Origin of the sequence: Streptomyces sp. LaBMicrA B280, from assembly GCF_049222185.1 — a bacterium.
GTDB classification, from domain to species: Bacteria; Actinomycetota; Actinomycetes; order Streptomycetales; family Streptomycetaceae; genus Streptomyces; species Streptomyces murinus.
This window is the reverse complement of the sequence record NZ_JBMJCT010000010.1, coordinates 92296-107391: the sequence shown is the minus strand read 5'-3', so window position 1 is coordinate 107391 and position 15096 is coordinate 92296. Positions and strand designations below refer to the sequence as shown.

Annotated in this window: 15 protein-coding genes; 9 read left to right on the top strand and 6 right to left on the bottom strand. The window is 72.3% G+C overall.

All coding sequences use genetic code 11. The features are described from left to right. Positions 1–60: 60 nt before the first annotated feature. The 5 genes from ACLF5H_RS09995 to ACLF5H_RS09975 all read right to left on the bottom strand — a co-directional run bounded on the left by ACLF5H_RS09995 (position 61) and on the right by ACLF5H_RS09975 (position 5391). Complete coding sequence (locus tag ACLF5H_RS09995; protein ID WP_421675703.1) at positions 61–1356, bottom strand: alpha/beta fold hydrolase; 1296 nt, start codon at positions 1354–1356, stop codon at positions 61–63. Positions 1357–1432: 76 nt separating this feature from the next. Beyond that, positions 1433–2689, bottom strand: a complete 1257-nt coding sequence (locus tag ACLF5H_RS09990; RefSeq protein WP_421675702.1) for an FAD-dependent monooxygenase — start codon at positions 2687–2689, stop codon at positions 1433–1435. Between the two features lie 11 nt (positions 2690–2700). Beyond that, on the bottom strand, positions 2701–3333 hold the full coding sequence (locus ACLF5H_RS09985) for a maleylpyruvate isomerase family mycothiol-dependent enzyme (RefSeq protein ID WP_421675701.1): 633 nt from the start codon (positions 3331–3333) through the stop codon (positions 2701–2703). Beyond that, complete coding sequence (locus ACLF5H_RS09980; protein ID WP_421675700.1) at positions 3330–4154, bottom strand: fumarylacetoacetate hydrolase family protein; 825 nt, start codon at positions 4152–4154, stop codon at positions 3330–3332. The genes ACLF5H_RS09985 and ACLF5H_RS09980 overlap by 4 nt, the downstream gene beginning before the upstream one ends. A gap of 1 nt (position 4155) precedes the next feature. After that, positions 4156–5391, bottom strand: a complete 1236-nt coding sequence (locus ACLF5H_RS09975; protein WP_421675699.1) for a cupin domain-containing protein — start codon at positions 5389–5391, stop codon at positions 4156–4158. 185 nt (positions 5392–5576) lie between these two features. Here ACLF5H_RS09975 and ACLF5H_RS09970 point away from each other — a divergent pair, with 185 nt between their 5' ends. Beyond that, a complete protein-coding gene (locus ACLF5H_RS09970) occupies positions 5577–6353 on the top strand; it encodes an IclR family transcriptional regulator (RefSeq protein ID WP_421675698.1) in 777 nt (258 codons plus the stop codon). 67 nt (positions 6354–6420) lie between these two features. Here ACLF5H_RS09970 and ACLF5H_RS09965 read toward each other — a convergent pair whose 3' ends face one another. Further along, a complete protein-coding gene (locus ACLF5H_RS09965) occupies positions 6421–7080 on the bottom strand; it encodes a TetR/AcrR family transcriptional regulator (RefSeq protein ID WP_421675697.1) in 660 nt (219 codons plus the stop codon). 184 nt (positions 7081–7264) lie between these two features. Between ACLF5H_RS09965 and ACLF5H_RS09960 the strand changes: the two genes are divergently transcribed. The 8 genes from ACLF5H_RS09960 (at position 7265) to ACLF5H_RS09925 (ending at position 14921) form a co-directional block, all read left to right on the top strand. Continuing rightward, a complete protein-coding gene (locus ACLF5H_RS09960) occupies positions 7265–8809 on the top strand; it encodes an FAD-dependent monooxygenase (protein ID WP_421675696.1) in 1545 nt (514 codons plus the stop codon). A gap of 36 nt (positions 8810–8845) precedes the next feature. Further along, positions 8846–9820: a VOC family protein gene (locus ACLF5H_RS09955; protein ID WP_421675695.1), complete on the top strand. Its 975-nt coding sequence runs from the start codon at positions 8846–8848 to the stop codon at positions 9818–9820. Further along, positions 9820–10677 (top strand): alpha/beta fold hydrolase, encoded by an 858-nt coding sequence (locus ACLF5H_RS09950; protein WP_421675694.1) that lies wholly within the window; start codon positions 9820–9822, stop codon positions 10675–10677. The genes ACLF5H_RS09955 and ACLF5H_RS09950 overlap by 1 nt, the downstream gene beginning before the upstream one ends. Next, positions 10670–11479 carry a 2-keto-4-pentenoate hydratase gene (locus ACLF5H_RS09945; RefSeq protein ID WP_421675693.1) on the top strand — a complete coding sequence of 270 codons (810 nt, stop codon included), beginning with the start codon at positions 10670–10672 and terminating at the stop codon, positions 11477–11479. The genes ACLF5H_RS09950 and ACLF5H_RS09945 overlap by 8 nt, the downstream gene beginning before the upstream one ends. Continuing rightward, on the top strand, positions 11476–12444 hold the full coding sequence (locus ACLF5H_RS09940; protein WP_421675692.1) for an acetaldehyde dehydrogenase (acetylating): 969 nt from the start codon (positions 11476–11478) through the stop codon (positions 12442–12444). Before ACLF5H_RS09945 ends, ACLF5H_RS09940 begins: the two co-directional genes overlap by 4 nt. Next, positions 12441–13457, top strand: a complete 1017-nt coding sequence (gene dmpG / locus ACLF5H_RS09935) for a 4-hydroxy-2-oxovalerate aldolase (protein ID WP_421675691.1) — start codon at positions 12441–12443, stop codon at positions 13455–13457. The genes ACLF5H_RS09940 and dmpG overlap by 4 nt, the downstream gene beginning before the upstream one ends. A 252-nt stretch (positions 13458–13709) precedes the next feature. Continuing rightward, positions 13710–13961 (top strand): hypothetical protein, encoded by a 252-nt coding sequence (locus ACLF5H_RS09930; protein ID WP_421675690.1) that lies wholly within the window; start codon positions 13710–13712, stop codon positions 13959–13961. Positions 13962–14033: 72 nt separating this feature from the next. Next, positions 14034–14921, top strand: coding sequence for a helix-turn-helix domain-containing protein (locus ACLF5H_RS09925; protein WP_421675689.1), 888 nt, complete (start codon positions 14034–14036; stop codon positions 14919–14921). Positions 14922–15096 lie beyond the last annotated feature (175 nt).

Genomic DNA, 15096 nt, shown 5'->3' with positions numbered 1-15096 from the left:
GGGGGCGGGGGGATGCCTGGGGGGCGGAGCCCGCCCGTGCTGCGGACGTTCGGGGCCCGTTCACTCCGCCGGGGTCGTCTCCTCCTGGATGATCCGCTGGGCCACCTTGAAGGCGCTGGTGGCGGCGGGGAGGCCGCAGTAGAGGGAGGTGTGCAGGAGGATCTCGCGGATCTCGTCGGGGGTGAGGCCGTTGCGCAGCGCGGCGCGGGTGTGGGAGGCGAGTTCGTCCAGGTGGCCGCCCGCGACCAGCGCGGTGAGCGTGATGCAGCTGCGGGTACGGCGGTCCAGGCCGGGCCGGTCCCAGATCTCGCCCCAGGCGTAGCGCGTGACGAACTCCTGGAAGTCCCCGGAGAACCCGTCCGCCCCGGCCAGCTCCTGGTCGACGCGCGCGTCACCGAGCACCTCGCGGCGGATCTTGAGCCCGGTCTCGTACCGGTCGGCCCGGTCCGCGGGCGGCGCGGCGGCGGCCGGCGGGGCGATCTCCGCGACCGGGACCACGGCCTGCGGCGGCACCATCGGCGGCGGCGCCGCGACCTGGGCCCCCGGCAGGGCGAGCTGGCCGGTGTCGTACGGCTGCTGCCAGGCCGTGGCGAAGTGGTGGACCAGCAGATCGGTGACGGCGGCCGGCTGCTCGACCGGGACCAGATGGGAGGCGCCGGGCACGACCGCGAGCCGCGCGTCCCGGATGCCCGCGACCAGCGTGCGGGCCTCGGCCGGGCCGGTGACCTGGTCCTCGGAGCCGACCAGGACCAGCGTCGGCGCCGCGACCCGGCCCAGCTCGGCCCGCACGTCGAACGCGGCGAGGGCCTCGCAGGAGGCGATGTAGCAGCCGGGGTCCGTGGTGCGCACCATCTGCACCGCCCACTCGGTGATCGCGGGCTGCGCCGCCGAGAACCCGCTGGTGAACCAGCGGTCCGGCGAGGTACGGGCGATGGGGTCCAGGCCGTTGGTGCGGACGATCACGCCGCGCTGCCGGAACTCGTCGGCCGTCCCGAACCGGGGCGAGGCCGCGACCAGCGCCAGCGAGGCCAGCCGCTCGGGGTGCCGCAGGGCCAGCTCGATCCCGATCGCGCCGCCCAGCGCGCAGCCCGCGTACCCGAAGCGCTGCACACCGAGCGAGTCCAGGGTCGCGAGCAGCCGGGCGCTCAACTCCCCCACGGACCCGGCCGGATGCGCGGGCGCCCCGCCGTGCCCGGGCAGATCGAACCGGAAGATCCGCCACTGCTTGGCCAGCTCCGGGATCTGCCGGTCCCACATGTGCCAGGTGGTGCCCAGTGAGGGAGCCAGAATCAGTACGGGGGCCTCTTCCGGCCCGTCGAGGCGGTATTGCAGGGTGTTCGGTGGTGTCTCGCTCACGCCCAAGACCCTCTCACGGAACACCGGACCTCACGGGGCCGGGGGAACCCGGAGCCGCCGCGGCACGGGGTCGTGGTCACATCTCCGAGGACAGCGGGATCGGTGTGAACATCTCCGGTTCCTGGTCGGGGGTCAGCGCGGTCGGGCCGTAGAGCCAGTCGACGAAGGAGTAGTCGTAGGGGTCGCGGGCGCGCAGCAGGGCGTTGCGCTGCTCGCGGGGGGTGCCGTCGAGGTGCCACAGTTCGCCCCACTTTCGGGAGGTGGTCACCACGCGGCGGCAGTGTTCGGGGCGGACGGCCTGGTAGGCGGTGAGCGCGGGATCCCAGTCGACCGTGCCGTCGGCGGCGCGGTTGCGGGCGATGTGTTCGCCGAGGACCCAGCCGTCCTCGATCGCCATGATCGCGCCCTGGGCGATGTACTGGAGCGGCGGGTGCGCGGAGTCGCCGAGCAGGGCGATCCGGCCATGGACCCAGTTCATGGCCGGCTCGCGGTCGAACATCCGCCACCACTTGTCCCGCCACATGTACGGCAGGCCCTCCCGGACGAAGTCGCAGGTCCCGGCGAAGGCGGCGTCGAGCTCGTCGGGTGTGCCCCAGTCCTCCCGTCCGGCCAGCGCCTTGGGCGACTCGAACACTGCGACCTGGTTGAGCAGTTCGCCGCCGCGCAGGCCGTAGTGCACGAAGTGGCAGGAGGGGCCGACGTAGACCACGACCTCGCCGAGGTCGGTGGAGCGCACCCGCGGCAGTGCGGCGGGCACGGTGCCGCGGTAGGCGACGTACGCCGAGGAGACCGGCTCGTCGTCGACGAGCAGCTCGCGGGCGAGGGAGTGCAGGCCGTCGGCCGCGATCACCACACCGGCCGCATGGGTCTCACCGCCCGCGAGAGTCACCCGGGCGCCGTCCCCGGTGTTCTCGTACGCGGTCACCGTGGCGTCCGTGACCAGCTCGACGCCGACGCGTTCGCACGCGCGCAGCAGCAGGCCGTGCAGGTCGCTGCGGTGGATGACCAGGTACGGGTAGCCGTACCGCTTCTCCAGGTCCCGCAGGTCGAGCCGGGTCAGCTCGGTGCCGTCGACGGCGTCGCGCATGACCATGGAGTCGGGGACGACGCCGAGCCGTACGGCCTCGTCGAGCAGGCCGTAATCGTCCAGGATGCGGGTGCAGTTGGGCGCGAGCTGGATGCCGGCGCCGACCTCGCCGAAGGCGGGGGCACGCTCCAGCAGGCGGACGCGCAGGCCCTGGCGGGTCAGTGCGAAGGCGGCGCCGAGGCCGCCGAGGCCGCCGCCGACGACGATGACATCGGGAGGGGACATGACGACGTCAGGTTGGGACATGACTCGACTCCTCAGAGCCACGGGCCGAGGCCGGGGGCGTCGGCGAGCGAATGCGGGCGGCCGGTCAGCCAGGCGGCGAGCTGCGGGAGCGGCCCGGCGGGCAGGGCGGTCAGGCCGCGCCGGCCGCGGACCTCTTCGACCAGCGCGGTCAGGAATCCGTCGGGCAGTTCGGCGAAGGTGACGCCGGTACCGAGGTCGACGGCGTGCACGCACACCTCGCGGGCGCGCATCCACGGCAGTTCGGTGGCGGGGACGGTACGGCCCTGGGCGGTGACGACCTCGTGGCGCCACTGCTGGTCGGCGAGCGCGTCCAGGCCCTCGGCGAGCCGGGCCGCGGAGGCCGTCAGCCAGCCGCGCAGCTCCTCGGCCGACAGGGTCGGGCCCTTGGCGATGCCGGCGGCGCGTTCCCCGGCGGAGGCGTACATGGGCCGTTCCTCGCCGGTGGCCGCCCAGTGCACGAGGTTGCACAGCGCGTCGGCGTTCGCGGCGACATGCGCGGCCAGGTGCTTGCGGGTCCAGCCGGGCAGCGGGCTGTCGGCCGAGAGCGCGGCCTCGTCCAGGTCCGCCACGGCGGCGAGGAACAGCCGCGTGCCCGTGCGGGCCCAGCCGCGCGCGTCGGCGAGGGCCCGGGCGGCCCCGGTCACGCCTCGACCACCTTGTTCACGCAGGCGCCCAGGCCGGAGATCTCGGTGACCACGGTGTCGCCGGGGCGCAGGAAGACCTTCGGGTCGCGGGCGTTGCCGACGCCGGCCGGGGTGCCGGTGGCGATGATGTCGCCGGGGCGCAGGGTGATGACCGTGGAGATGTACCGCACCAGGAACACCGGGTCGAACAGCAGCGTGCCGGTGTCGTCCCGCTGCCTGACCTCCCCGTCGACGACCGTCCGCACCTGGAGCGCGGGGCGGACGCCGCCGACCTCGTCGGGGGTGACGACATAGGGGCCGACCGGGGTGGTGGCCTCCCAGATCTTGCCCTGGGTCCACTCGATGGTGCGGAACTGCCAGTCGCGCGCCGAGATGTCGTTCATGACGGTGAACCCGGCGATGGCGTCGGCGGCCTGCTGCTCGTCGGCGCGGCGCACCCGCTTGCCGATCACGACGGCCAGCTCGACCTCCCAGTCGAGCGCGTCGGTCTCGGCCGGCTTGACGATGTCGTCGCCCGCGCCCAGCAGGGTCTCGGCGAACTTCGGGAACAGCGTCGGGTATCGGGGCAGCTCCCGGCCCATCTCCTTGATGTGGTCGGTGTAGTTGTGCCCGACGCAGACGACCTTGGACGGGTGGGGCACGACCGGTGCGAAGTCGGCGTCGGCGGCGGGGTACGTCGCGCCGGGGGCGGTGGCCCGCTCCCGCCAGTCGGCCTCGGCGAACAGCTCGCCCAGGTCGGCGTACCCGAGGTCGACGAGGACCTCGCCGTCGAGGCGGACCGCGCGGGTCCCGTCGGCGGTGCGGATGGTGGCGAGCTTCATGTCAGGCGTCCTTCTGGGGGCGGGCGAGCTGAGTGCGGTCGAGCTGGGCGCGGTCGAGCTTGAGCGCCTCGAAGACGGGCGCGTCGGAGAAGCGGAAGAGGTCGAGGGCGCCCGCGTCGGAGTCGGTGCGGCCGGCCTCGGAGCGGGCGGAGAACGGGACCCAGGACGGGACGGCGAACAGGTCGCCGCGGGCCACCGTCCAGGAGGTGTCGCCGACGGTCACCACGCCGGAGCCGTCGAAGACCTGGTAGACGGAGGAGCCGGTCTCGCGCACCGGTGCGGTCTCGGCGCCGCGGGCGAGGCGGTGGAACTCGGCGCGGAGGGTCGGCAGGACGTCGGAGCCGTCGTACGGGTTGGCGTAGCGCACCGCGGCGTGGCCGGGTTCGACCGTGCCGCCGAACCCCTCCTTCTCCAGCAGGAGTTGATCACTCAGTGCCGCGTCGGTGTGGGCCCACTTGTAGGACAGCAGGGGGCTGCCGGGCGTGGCCGGGGCGGCGGAGAGCGGGCGCAGACCGGGGTGGCCCCACAGCCGCTCGGAGCGCGAGCGCTCGGGGGTGACGCGTTCGGCGTCGCTGATCTCGTCGCGGCCGAACTCGAAGAACTGCGCCTCGGTGACGTACTGGAAGGGGATGTCCAGGCCGTCGATCCAGGCCATCGGCTCGGTGGTGGCGTTGTGGTGGGCGTGCCAGTTCCAGCCGGCCTGCGGCAGGAAGTCGCCCCGGTTCATGGGCACCGGGTCGCCGCCGACGACCGTCCACACGCCCGAGCCCTCGACGACGAAGCGGAAGGCGTGCTGGGTGTGCCGGTGCTCGGGGGCGTCCTCGCCGGGCATGAGGTACTGGACGGCCGCCCACAGGGTCGGGGTGGCGAAGGGGCGGCCGCCGAGGGCGGGGTTGGCCAGCGCGATGGCCCGGCGCTCGCCGCCGCGGCCGACCGGGACCAGGTCGCCGGCCCACGACGCTCTTCCGATCTGGCCGACCGGGACCAGGTCGCCGGCCCGGGCGGCGAGGCGCCGCAGGCGTTCCCAGCGCCACAGGTGGGGCACGGCGCGGGAGCGCGGGTGGGCCGGCATCAGGTCGCCGATCTCGGTCCAGAGCGGGACCAGCAGTTCCTGTTCGAAGCCCCGGTAGAGCTCTTCGAGCGCCGGGGTGACATCGGGCTGCCCGGGCGCGGCGAGGGCCTGGAGCCGGACCGGGGAACCCGTGGCGGTGTCATGGGCGAGGGGGGTCTCAGTCACGGCATCAGCGTGCTCCGCGTCTGATGAGAGAACATGGAGATTCTGGAGAGCAGAATCGGACCCCGCCGACAGGGGCGGAATCAGGCCCCACCGCAGAGGCAGGACCAGGGAGCACGCCGCACCGGCGGAACCCGTACTGGCAGCACCCGCACCGGCAGAACCACCGGCACCAAGGAACCCCCGCCATGGACAAACCGCTGAAGACACCACCGCCCTATCCGATCGCCAGCGTGGACCACGCGCTGCGGGCGGCGACCGTCCTCCAGATGGAGGGCGGCGCGACCGTCTCGGGGATCGCCGAGCGCCTCGGGGTCGCCCGCTCCACCGCGCACCGGATCCTGGCGATGCTGGTCTACCGGGACTTCGCCGTGCAGGACGACGACCGCCTCTACCGCGCGGGGCCGGTGCTGGAACTCGCCGCGCACTCCCAGTCCCTGGTCTCACGGCTGCGCGCGGCGGCCCTGCCCCATCTGCGACGGGTCGTCGACCTGCTGGACGAGACCACGAACCTGACGGTGCGCACCGGGGACACGACCCGTTTCATCGCGAGCGTCGAGTGCCGGCAGGCCCTGCGGGTCGGCTCCCGGGAGGGCATGGTGTTCCCGGCGCACCGCACCACCGCGGGACTGCTCCTGCTCGCCGACCTCTCCGACGAGGAATTGGAGGAGGTGTACGACATCGAGCACTACCGCGACCGCCCCGCCGACCGGCCCGACCTCGGCCGGCTGCGCGCGGAGCTGAAGCGGCTGCGGGGCAACGGGTTCGTCGTCAACAAGGAGCGGTCCGAGCGGGGTCTGACCGCCGTCGGCGTACCGGTGCGCGACCGGGACGGCACCGCGCTGGCCGGGCTCTCCGTCTCGATGCCCAGCGTGCGCTACGACGCGCGCCGACTCCAGTCCCTGGTCACGGCGTTGAACAACACGGCGCGGGCGGTGGAGAGGGATCTGGGCGAGGACCGCTGAGCCCCTCCGCCAGAACCGAGGACCGCTGAGCCCCTCCGCCAGGACCGAGGACCGCTGAGCCCCTCCGTCAGGGCCGGGGGCCCGCCGCGATGGACTCGCCGAGGTTCGCGATCGCGTCGGTGAGCAGTTCCATCGCCTCGGCCATGGAGTGGGAGGGGTCGGCCTGCCAGGCGACGAAGGCCCCGTCGAAGCCCGCGATGGCGAAGTGGTCCAGCCGGTCGGCCACGGTCTGCGCGACCTGGGGGCCGTACCCGGCGAACGAGTCGGCGATCATGTGGTTCATGTGCGCGCGGCCGTCCCGCCGTACCCGCGCGACGATCCGGTCGACCTCCGCGGCCTCCGCGTCCTTCGCCGCCTCGGCGTTCATCACCAGGATCAGGTGCAGCCGCAGGAAGTCGGGGTTGGCGAGGAAGACCTCGCCGGTGCGCCGGAGGTACCAGCCGAGCCGCTCCCGCGCGCTCCCGCCCTTCGGGGGGTGCTCCTGCGCCCGGGCCATGTGCTCGAAGAACGCGTAGGCGCCGTGCTCCATGACCGCGGACAGCAGCCCGCCCTTGGAGCGGAAGTGGTGGTAGACGGCGCTCTTGGGCAGTCCCGACTCCTGGCTGAGCGCCGACAGCGTGGTCGCCGCGTATCCGCGCTCGGCCATCAGGCGGGACGCGACGTCGAGGATCTCTTCCCGGGAGCGCCGCCCCCTGCGGTTTCCGGTGTTGTCACGCCCTGGTGCCACCCGCCGAAGCATACCCGCGCCGAATCGCCCGGATCTTAGGCGACCGGCGCCCGTAGCGGCCCTGATTCTGCTGTGCGGAATCCGTGATGCACGCCCTTGACCGGTTTTTCCGGCCGTGTGAAAGTCCCCGCTATTGGACTGAACGACCGGTCCAAAACTTGGGATGATCGGCAAGGAGGCCGCCATGCCCCAGAACTTCGACGCGGACGTCGCCGTCATCGGCTACGGCCCTACGGGCGTCGTCGGTGCTCTCACCCTCGCTCGGCAGGGCGCGCGGGTGATCGCCCTCGAACGGGACCGGGACATCTATCCGCGGGCGCGGGCGGTCACCGTCAACGACTGGACCATGCGGATCTTCCAGAGCCTCGGCGTCGACGAGCGCATCGAGAAGGTCATCGACCCGCAGCGCGCACTGCGCTGGGTGACGTACGACGGGCACGAGGTGATGCGCATCGAGCACCCGCCGTCGGCGCTCGGGGCGAAGTCGCGCTTCTACAACATCTACCAGCCGGTCATGGAGACCGAGCTGCGGTCCTGCGCGCGGGAGCGGGAGGACCTGATCTCGGTGCGCTACGGCGCGGAGGTGACCGAGATCGAGCAGGACGCGGACGGGGTCACGATCACCACCACCGACACGGAGACGGGCGAGGTCGGCCGGGTGCGGACCCGGTACGCGATCGCCGCGGACGGCGGCAGCAGCAGGACCCGGCAGCGGCTCGGCATCGAGCTGCTCGGCGACACCGCCGAGGTCACCTGGGTGGTCATCGACTGCCGGGTCAAGCGCTGGTGGCCCGACCGCGACTTCCTCACCTTCTGGACGGACAAGGAGCGGCCGGTCGTCGACATCGCGCTGTCGGCCGGCAACCACCGCTGGGAGATCCCGCTCAAGCCGGACGAGACCGAGGCCGACTTCCCCACCGGGACCGAGGTGTGGGAGCTGCTGAGGGCGCTGGGCGTGAGCGAGGACGACGTCGAGATCCACCAGCACGCCTTCTACCGGCACCACGTACGGATGGCCCGCACCTGGCGCTCCGGCCGGGTCTTCCTGGCCGGTGACGCCGCGCATCTGATGCCGCCGTGGGCGGGCGCCGGGATGCAGACCGGGATGCGCGACGCGCACGACCTGGGCTGGAAGCTCGGCCGGGTGCTGGCCGGACGGCTGCCCGAGTCCTGGCTCGACAGCTACGAGAGCGAGCGCCGGCCGAACGCCGCCTTCTACACCGGGCTCGCGGTGCAGCTCGGCCGGGTGATCGAGCAGAAGATCTCCGACGTGGAGCGGGCCGCCCTGTCCACACCGCCCGAGGGCGGCGTCACCCCCTTCGAGCCGCCGCTGATCGCGCCGCCGGTGCTGGAGGCCGGTTGGCTGCGCGGCCCGCTGGGCGACGCCAGCATCGTCGGCCGGATGGTGCCGCAGCCGGTGGTCGGCGACACCGTCGGCCGGATGGCCCGGCTGGACGAGCTGCTCGGCGACACCTTCGTCCTGCTCGGCGACGACGTCGACCCGGCGACGCTGCTCACCGAGGAGGAGCGCCGGGGGTGGGACGCGCTCGGCGCCCGCTACCGCGCCGTCCGCCCGCAGAACGCCCACACCCGGGGCCCCGACGAACTCGTCGACCTGGACGGGGTGCTCAGCTCCTGGCTGCGCCGCTACGGGGTGCGCGCGGTGGCCCTGCGCCCCGACCGCTTCGTGGCCGCCGCCGACACCAGCGGGCTCGGCGTCCCGGCCTGACCTTCCGTCCGTCAACCTTCGAAGGAGGGATCCGCCATGAGCGGAGTCAAGGAACTCGCCTACGTCGTCTACGAGGTCGGCGATCCGGCCGCCTGGGAGCACTTCGGCGTCGAGCTGCTCGGCATGCAGCTCGGGGAGCGGGGCGCGGACCGGCGCACGCTGCGCATGGACGAGAAGGCGCACCGCTGGATCGTCACCCGGGGACCGGCCGAGGACCTGGTCACCAGCGGGTACGAGGTCGAGGGCGACGCCGAACTCGACGCGCTGGTCGAGAAGTTGCGGGCCGCGGGACTCCAGGTCGAGGAGGGCGACGCGGCGCTCGCCGCGGACCGCCGGGTGGAGCGGATCTTCGCCACCACCGACCCGATGGGCAACCGCCTCGAACTGGTCACCGGTCTGGCCGACGCCGACACCCCCTTCGCCTCCGCCTCGCTGCTCGGCGAGTTCGTCACCGGGCCCGGCGGCGCGGGACACCAGGTGCTGCTGGCCCACGGGGTGAGCCGCGAGGAGTACCTCGGCTTCTACCAGGGCCTGCTCGGCTTCCGGATCAGCGACATCATCGTCGAGGAACTGGCCCCCGGCATCGTCGCCGACCTGATCTTCCTGCACTGCAACGGCCGCCACCACAGCGTGGCGTTCGGCGACATGCCCTCGCCCAAGCGCACCCACCACTTCATGGTCGAGGTCACCGACATCCGGGACGTGGGCCTGGCCTACGACCGCTGCATGGACGCGGGGCAGCCGTTCGAGATGACGCTGGGGATGCACCCCAACGACCAGATGTTCAGCTTCTACGTCCGCACCCCCGCCGGCTTCTCCGTCGAGTACGGCTGGGGCGGGCTCGTCATCGACGACGCCACCTGGCAGGTGCGCACCCTCGACCGGCTGCACAGCTGGGGCCATCGCCCGCCGGAGGTGGTGGCCGAACTGCTGGCCGCGGCCCCGTCCTCGCCCCCGGCCCCGTCCCCGTCCCCGTCCCCGCTGGATTCGACCGAAGGAGAAGAGCGCTGATGGCACTCGACAAGGAGCAGATCGCGCGGACGGTCACGACCCGCGACTGGACGCTGCGCTACTACGAGGCCGGTTCCGGCCGTCCGCTGGTGCTGCTGCACGGCAGCGGCCCGGGGGCGACCGGCTGGAGCAACTTCAGCGGCAACATCGAGGCGCTCGCCGAGCACTTCCATGTGTACGCCGTCGACATGCCCGGCTGGGGCGAGTCCGCCCCGGCCACGGTGGACCGGCTCGACCATGTCGACGCGGCGATCCAGTTCCTCGACGCGCTGGGCATCGAACGGGCCGCGTTCGTGGGGAACTCGATGGGCGGCCAGACCTCGCTGCGGCTGGCCACCGAGCACCCCGACCGGATCAGCCACCTGGTGACCATGGGACCGCCGGTGGGGCGGATGCCGAGCCTGTTCGGCGCCGGTGACGGCCCGTCCGAGGGGCTGAAGGTCCTCATCGAGGCCTACCGGGACGCGAGCCCGGAGAACATGCGCCGGCTGGTCGAGATCATGTGTTACGACAAGGCGCGCTTCGCCACTCCTGAGCTGTGCGACGCCCGTTCCCAGGCGGCCCTCGCCCGGCCCGAGCACCTCGCCAACTATGTGGCGGGGCTGCCGCAGGGGGCGCCGCTGCCGCGCTGGGTGGACCCGGCGCTGCTGCCCGGCATCACGGTGCCCACCCTGCTGATCCACGGCCGCGACGACCGGGTGGTCCCCTTCGAGAGCTCCCTGTTCCTGCTGGCGAGCATCCCCGACTCCCGGCTGGTCCTGCTCAACCGCTGCGGGCACTGGGCGATGATCGAGCACGCCGAGGAGTTCAACCGGCTGGTCATCGACTTCGTCCGGGGGAATCCCAGCGATGACTGAGATCGGGCAGGTGTCACGCGGCGTCGAGGAGGCGGCCGTCCGGCTGCTGACGGCCGCCGCCGACGGCGTTCCCTGTGCGCCGGTACGGGAGCTGATCGGCACCGGCGACACCGGTGCCGCGTACGCCGTGCAGCAGCGGGTCACGGCGGCGCGGACGGCCCGCGGCGCACGCGTCGTCGGCCACAAGATCGGGCTGACCTCGCCCGCCGTACAGGGCCAACTGGGCGTGGATCAGCCGGACTTCGGGGTCCTGCTGGACGACATGGGGTACGCGGACGGCGAGCCGGTGCCGTACGCGTCGGTGCTCCAGCCCCGCGTCGAGGCCGAGATCGCGTTCGTGCTGGGCGCGGACCTGGCCGAGGGCCCGCTGGACCTGGCCCGGGTGCGGGCCGCCGTCGACCACGCGGTGCCCGCCCTGGAGATCTGCGGCAGCCGGATCGCGGGCTGGGACATCACCCTGTCCGACACGGTCGCCGACAACGCCTCCGCGGGCGCCTTCGTGCTCGGCCGAGGGGCCCGCACCCTCGCGGAGTTCGAGCCGCGGACGGCCGTGATGGAGATGTCCGTGGGTGGCCGGACCGTGGCCGAGGGCACCGGCGCGGACTGCCTGGGCGATCCGCTCGCCGCGGTGCTCTGGCTGGCCCGCACCGCGCGCGAGCTGGGCGATCCGCTGCGGGCCGGGCATGTGGTGCTCTCCGGAGCGCTCGGCCCGATGCGCCCGCTCACGCCGGGCGCGCACGTCACCGCGGTGATCGGCGGTCTGGGCACGGTCACCACCGTCATCGGGGAAGGAACGGCATGACGACGCACACGGCGGGCGCGCCCCGCACCAAGGTCGCCATCATCGGCTCGGGCAACATCGGCACCGATCTCATGATCAAGGTGCTGCGCACCGCCCGGCACCTGGAGATGGGGGCCCTGGTCGGCATCGACCCGGCGTCCGACGGTCTGGCGCGCGCCGGGCGGCTGGGCGTGGCCACCACGCACGAGGGCGTGGACGGGCTGATCGCGCTGCCCGGCTTCGAGGAGATCGGCATCGTCTTCGACGCCACCTCGGCGGGGGCCCACCGGGCCAACGCCGCGAAGCTGGCGCCGCTCGGCAAGCGGCTGATCGACCTGACACCGGCGGCGCTCGGACCGTACGTCGTCCCGGCGGTCAACATGGAGGAGCAACTGGACGCTCCGGACGTCAACATGGTGACCTGCGGCGGCCAGGCCACGATTCCGGTGGTGGCCGCGATCTCCCGGGTGGTCCCGGTCCGCTACGCGGAGATCGTCGCCTCGATCGCCTCCCGGTCGGCCGGTCCCGGTACCCGCGCCAACATCGACGAGTTCACCGAGACCACGTCCCGGGCGCTGGTCGAGGTGGGCGGCGCGGACCGCGGCAAAGCGATCATCGTCCTCAACCCGGCCGAGCCGCCGCTGATCATGCGGGACACCGTGTTCTGTCTCGTCGAGGCCCCCGACTCCGCCGCGCACGCCGCGATCCGGGAGAGCGTCGCCGCGATGGTGGCCGAGGTGGCGGCCTACGTCCCCGGCTACCGGCTCAAGCAGCGGGTGCAGATCACGCCGGTGCCCGGGGACCAGCCGGTGGAGACCCTGCTGGCCGAGGGCGCGGCCGCCCGGCCGACCCACCAGGTGTCCGTGTTCCTGGAGGTCGAGGGCGCCGCCCACTACCTCCCGGCCTACGCGGGCAATCTCGACATCATGACCTCGGCCGCCCTGCGGGTGGCCGAGCGGATCGCGGCCCGCGAGGTGACGGTATGAGCGGCATCTACGTCCAGGACGTGACCCTGCGGGACGGCATGCACGCCGTACGGCACCGGATCACCCCGGCGGACGTCCGGCGGATCGTACGGGCGCTGGACGCCGCCGGTGTCGACGCCGTCGAGGTCGCGCACGGCGACGGGCTGGCGGGCGGCTCGCTCAACTACGGCCCCGGCTCGCACACCGACTGGGCCTGGATCGAGGCGGCGGCCTCGGTGCTGGAGCGGGCCCGGCTGACCACCCTGCTGCTGCCCGGCGTCGGCACCATCCACGATCTGCGGACCGCCTACGACCTCGGGGTGCGCTCGGTCCGGGTGGCCACCCACTGCACCGAGGCGGACATCTCCGCGCAGCACATCGCCGCGGCCCGTGAACTGGGCATGGACGTGTCCGGCTTCCTGATGCTCTCCCACCGCGCCGAACCGGCCCGGCTGGCCGAGCAGGCGCGGCTGATGGAGTCCTACGGCGCGCACTGCGTGTACGTCACCGACTCCGGCGGGCGGCTCACCATGAAGGACGTGGCCGAGCGGGTCCGCGCCTACCGGGACGTCCTGGACGACGCCACCGAGATCGGCATCCACGCCCACGAGAACCTGTCCCTGTCGGTGGCCAACAGCGTCGTCGCCGTCGAGAACGGGGTGCGCCGGGTCGACGCCTCCCTCGCCGGGCACGGCGCGGGCGCGGGCAACTGCCCGCTGGAGGCGTTCATCGCGGTGGCGAACCTCTCCGGGATCGAGCACGGCTGCGATCTGTTCCGGCTCCAGGACGCCGCCGACGATCTGGTCCGCCCGCTCCAGGACCGTCCGGTCCGCGTGGACCGGGAGACCCTCACCCTGGGCTACGCCGGTGTCTACTCCTCCTTCCTGCGGCACGCGGAGATCGCCGCCGCGCGCCACGGCGTCGACGTCCGCGCCATCCTGCTGGAGTGCGGCCGCCGGGGCCTGGTCGGCGGGCAGGAGGACATGATCGTCGACGTGGCCCTCACCCTGGCGGACGGGGGGACGGTGGCCTGACCGTACGGGAAGTACCCGATTCGAGGCCCCGGGTGGGCTCCGCCTCCGACGGCGGTGCGCGCCCGGGGCCGTATGCGGTTGAGGGCCCGTGGCTGTCGAACGTGGCGCCCACGAGCACAGCGATGCAAGTATCCGCAAACCCTCGGGAATCTGCTGAGTGCCTACCGCAAGTCCACGCAAGTACCCGGCGTCACGGTGCGCAATCGTTCACCCTCGAAGGGTCAAGACGCCCCTGGCCACATGGAGGTATCTGTGGCGCTGCACTTGCTGTGCAAGGACCCGGAAAGCCCGAACAATGGCAGTCCAACGCTCTATTACGACGATGAGACGGACAGCTACCTGCTGCAGTCGTGGAAGGTGGACGACCCCGCCCGTCTGTCGTCCATCCTCGTGCCCGACCACGAGACCGTCGTCGAGTTCCCCGCCCGGCTGCTGTCCCTCTTCCCGAGACATGAAGCCATGCCGCACAAAACCGCAAAGAAGACGGAGAACATAGCCGATTGACCACGGAGTTCCGGGCCAGTTGGGCATTCATGCCGTTAGATGCCGTGAGCCGGAAGGCTGCACACTGTGCGCATGCCTACCTCTTCGAGCATCCGGGAAGCCCGACTCGCCCTGGGGCAGCAGCTACGCGCCCTACGACAGCAACACGGCCTGACGGCCCGTGAGCTGGCGCGCCGGTGCGGCTGGCACGAATCCAAGTGCAGCCGTATCGAGAACGGTCACAAGGCCGCGTCACCGAAGGACATCGAGGTCTGGGCAGGGGCCTGCGGAGATGGTTCCGCCGCGGCAGAACTCATCGGCATCGCCCGGGGCATCGACGGCATGTACGTCGAGTGGCGGGCCATGGAGAAGGCAGGACTCAAGCGCGCTCAGGAGAGAGTCCTGCCCCTGTGGGACCAGACACGCAGATTCAGGGCGTACGCCCAGAACCTGATCCCTGGTCCGCTGCAGACACGTGCCTACACCAAAGCGGTCCTGGCCGGCATCCGGGAGCGCCGCGGCCTTCCTGACGATGTGGACGCCGCGGTCGTCACCCGCATGGACAAGCAGAGAGTGCTGACCGAGAGGGGCAAGGAGTTCGACGTGGTCCTGGAGGAGTCCGTGCTCTACCGGCGGATGGGACCGCAAGAAGTCATGATCGAGCAGCTCAGCAGGCTCCTGGAAGTAAGCGTGCTGGCCTCCGTCAGCCTCGGGATCATTCCCCTGAGCGCCGACCGCAGTCTGATGCCGCCGGTCGAGGACTTCTGGGTGTTCGACGACCGCCAGGTCAACGTCGAGCTGGTGTCGGCGTTCCTGACCGTCAAACAGACGGGTGAGGTCAAGCGATACCTGGATGATTTCACGCGGCTCGGTCAGCTCGCCCACAGCGGCGGGCCGGCTCTCACCCTGATCGCCGCCGCGATCAACACCTACGCCCGCTCTCCGAATCCCTCGGGAAGGGCGGACCCGACCAGTGAATGACCGAAGGGGAGACAGGGTTGTACCCTCGATGGTCCAGCCGACGCACCGCCCGGCTCACCGCCTTGGACAAGCCCGAACGGTTCTACAGCAGGGAACGCCCCGCGTTCACCGTCATCGCCGCCATGGCCCTTGCGGCCCTGTGCACCGTGGGTCTGGCCATGACCGGCACCTTCAC

What these genes read in the sequence shown, in the direction of transcription:
- ACLF5H_RS09940 (WP_421675692.1), top strand. Translation starts at nt 11,476, where the DNA reads ATGACGACGCACACGGCGGGCGCGCCCCGCACCAAGGTCGCCATCATC.
- ACLF5H_RS09970 (WP_421675698.1), top strand. Translation starts at nt 5,577, where the DNA reads ATGGACAAACCGCTGAAGACACCACCGCCCTATCCGATCGCCAGCGTG.
- ACLF5H_RS09990 (WP_421675702.1), bottom strand. Translation starts at nt 2,689, where the DNA reads ATGTCCCAACCTGACGTCGTCATGTCCCCTCCCGATGTCATCGTCGTC.
- dmpG (WP_421675691.1), top strand. Translation starts at nt 12,441, where the DNA reads ATGAGCGGCATCTACGTCCAGGACGTGACCCTGCGGGACGGCATGCAC.
- ACLF5H_RS09980 (WP_421675700.1), bottom strand. Translation starts at nt 4,154, where the DNA reads ATGAAGCTCGCCACCATCCGCACCGCCGACGGGACCCGCGCGGTCCGC.
- ACLF5H_RS09955 (WP_421675695.1), top strand. Translation starts at nt 8,846, where the DNA reads ATGAGCGGAGTCAAGGAACTCGCCTACGTCGTCTACGAGGTCGGCGAT.
- ACLF5H_RS09950 (WP_421675694.1), top strand. Translation starts at nt 9,820, where the DNA reads ATGGCACTCGACAAGGAGCAGATCGCGCGGACGGTCACGACCCGCGAC.
- ACLF5H_RS09945 (WP_421675693.1), top strand. Translation starts at nt 10,670, where the DNA reads ATGACTGAGATCGGGCAGGTGTCACGCGGCGTCGAGGAGGCGGCCGTC.
- ACLF5H_RS09925 (WP_421675689.1), top strand. Translation starts at nt 14,034, where the DNA reads ATGCCTACCTCTTCGAGCATCCGGGAAGCCCGACTCGCCCTGGGGCAG.
- ACLF5H_RS09960 (WP_421675696.1), top strand. Translation starts at nt 7,265, where the DNA reads ATGCCCCAGAACTTCGACGCGGACGTCGCCGTCATCGGCTACGGCCCT.